2 protein-coding genes are annotated in these 2,808 nt (G+C 73.3%); both read left to right on the top strand.

The annotated features are described in order from the left end of the window. Nucleotides 1-1,074: 1,074 nt before the first annotated feature. On the top strand, nt 1,075-2,325 hold the full coding sequence (locus CCR97_RS29630) for a phage tail protein I (protein WP_201160173.1): 1,251 nt from the start codon (nt 1,075-1,077) through the stop codon (nt 2,323-2,325). A gap of 23 nt (nt 2,326-2,348) precedes the next feature. Next, nucleotides 2,349-2,808, top strand: a 460-nt coding sequence (locus tag CCR97_RS29625) for a hypothetical protein (RefSeq protein WP_201160172.1), incomplete at its 3' end; no start/stop codon positions are given.

The raw sequence follows: 2,808 nt of genomic DNA, 5'->3' as shown, positions 1-2,808 counted from the left end.
TACGTCTTCTATCCGTTCGGCCATCTCGGCGACTACACGGTCGCCGAGGACGCCGACGTCCGGGTGCCGATCACGGCGCTGGCGCGCGGCACGGCCGCCGTCTCCGGGGGCTGGTCATGACCGCCTATACGGCCGACACGCTCGACCTGTCGCGCATCGGCGCGCCGACCCTGACGGCGATCGACTTCGAGGCGACGCTCCGCGCGCGGCTTCTCGACTTCAAGTCCCGGTGGGACGCGGCCCGGGTGAAGAACCCCGAGCTGCCGGCCTTCGACGTGATCGACGATGCCGGCAACCCGGTGACGCAGTTCGACGCCGGCGTCGTGCTGGCCCAAGAATTTGCGTTCGGCGAGATCAACGTTCTGCAGGCGATCAACGACCATGCGAACGCGCTGCGGCTCGCGACGTCGGTCGGCGCCGATCTCGACCACGTCGCCATCACGTACAAGGCGACCGAGCGCCTGGTGATCTCGGGCACGGCCGGCGGCGCCGACGCCGTGCTCGAATCCGACGACGAGTATCGGGCGCGCGCCCAACTCTCCGACGAGGCGCGGCCGCTGTTCGGTCTCACGCCGGGCGGCTACGAGTGGCGGGTCCGCAAGCTCTACGGCGACCGGGTGAAGCATGTGCGCACCCGCAAGCGTCCGGCCGGCTGGCTCGACCTGATCGTGCTGGCGCGCGCCGGCGACGGCACGCCGCCCGAGACGCTGATCGGCGATCTTCAAGCGGCCTTCGATGGCGAGGCGGCGAGCCAGTCCACCGACATCGTCACGGTCGTTCCGGCCCGCATCGTGCCGACGCCGGTCAGCGTGAAGCTGTGGGTGCCGCGCGGGCCGGACCCGGCGGCCGCGGTCGCGGCGNGGCCGCCGTCGCGGCCGCGGCGACCGCGATCGCGGCGCTCGGCGCCGAGCGCCACCGGATCGGCGAGACCCTGCACCGGCAGGCGATCGGGGCGGTCGCGAAGTCGGGCGCGGTCCGCCACGTCGACGTGATCACGCCGCCCGCCGACGTGGTCGGCGGAGTGGACGGCGCGCCGTGGATCTCCGGCATCACGGTTGGCTGGGGGATCGACGCATGAGCGCCGACTTCCCCTCGCTCCTCCCGATCGCCGGCACGGCCGAGCGCTGTCACAGCCTGGTCAATGCCGACCAGTGGCCCGGGCTGTTCGAGCAGGCGGCGCTGCTGCGCACGCTGTGGGATCCGTGGACGTGTCCCGAGGCGCAGCTGCCGCTGCTCGCCTGGGCCTGGTCGGTCGACGTCTGGAAGACCGGCTGGCCGCTCCATCGCAAGCGCCAGGTGGTCGCCGAGAGCCGCGCGTTCCACGAGGCGAAGACCACGGTGCTCGGCTATCGCATGGCCTGCGGCTATGTGGACGCCGAGTTCGTTCGGGCGCGGCTGCCGCGGCACGCGATCTTCGCCGGCGGCGCGCCGACGCCGGCCTCGCACCAGGCGTGGCTCGACGGGCTCCCGGAGATCCGCATCTACACGGCCGACTACCCGATGCGGCATCGGCCGGTGCGGTTCCTGCTGGCGGACGGAACCATCGTTCAACGCACCTTGAAGGGTCGCTTCGTCGGCCGGCGCACGACGGTGCGCTCGGCCGCCGCGATCGTGCTCGGCCGGTGGCGCCCGGAGCTGCGTCGCGGCGGCACGGTGCAGCGTCTCGTGTTCGCCGACGTGCGGCGCGACGCATCCGGCCGGCTGCTGGCGATGGCCGAGCGCCTGATTGTTCCGGGACCGCGGCGCGCGACCACACAGGTCGGCAAGGCGCTGCGCGGCCGCTTCGTCGCCGACGGGGCGCTCGCCGGCCGGCGGGTGATCTCGCTCTCCTTCACGGCCGGCGGCGACGTGTTCATTCCGAACGCCGTCTCGCCGGGCCTGACCGCGATCGACGCGGAACCGCGCCGGATGTGGGAGGCGCGCGAAGGCGGTCGCGGCATCTTCGCCGGCCGCTCGCGGCGCGGCCGCGGCCTGCGGGCGAACCGCGCCGACGAGCAGGCCTATCTGTCGGTCCGGCTCGCGGACGGCTCGTCGGAGACGCTCGGCCGGATGCGCAATCGCGTCGGCCGCTCGCGCATCCGGCGCCTGCCGTTCACGGCCGCCGTGCTGGTGCACATCGCCACGCCGCTCGCCCGGCGCGCGGTCCGCCGCTTCGTGCGGCGCGGCCCGGAGGCGCGCATCGCCGAGGTCGCCGACGCGCTCGCGATGACGCGGGCCGCCCGCGACACGCTCACCCTCGATCACAACTCGGTCCGGCCGCTCGTCTGGGGCGACCTGGCCAAGGTCACGGACGACGTGACCTACGGCGTCGTGCTGCGCCGCTAGCCGCGATCAGACAAGGAGCCGCCATGTACAAGCGCCCGAACTTCGAGGTCGACCAGGAGATCACCGAGGAGGACTACGGCCGTCTCGCCCGCTGGCCGCAGGAGGGCATCTCCCGGCTCACCGACGATCTGCTCGTGTCGGGCCGCCTCTACAAGGGCTTCACGACGGTCGCGACCAGCCAGAGCGCCGTCGAGGTGGCGGCCGGCCGCCTCTACGACGCCGGGGCCATGTACGCGCTCGAAGCCGCGCTTCCGCTGTCGGTCGCCGAGTGGGTGCCGATCACGCTGGGCGTGAAGGTGTGGGTGGTGCTGATCGGCCAGGGCCGCGAGGACGACGGCTATGTCGAGGCGCGCAATTACGAGCGCGAGGTGGCGGTCTCGGGCGGCGGCACGGCGATCCAGCAGGTGCCGGCGACGGGCGCGCGCGCCCGGGTGCGCAGCGCGATCGTGACGCCTTATCCGGGCTCGCCCTCGGCCATCCCGG

The sequence above is a fragment of the Rhodoplanes elegans genome, assembly GCF_016653355.1.
GTDB lineage: Bacteria > Pseudomonadota > Alphaproteobacteria > Rhizobiales > Xanthobacteraceae > Rhodoplanes > Rhodoplanes elegans.
Note: the sequence above shows the minus strand (reverse complement) of the source record. Positions and strands in the feature narration are given on the sequence as shown.

Excerpts from the sequence above, each read along its gene's own strand:
- CCR97_RS29630 (WP_201160173.1), top strand. The coding sequence starts at position 1,075 with ATGAGCGCCGACTTCCCCTCGCTCCTCCCGATCGCCGGCACGGCCGAG.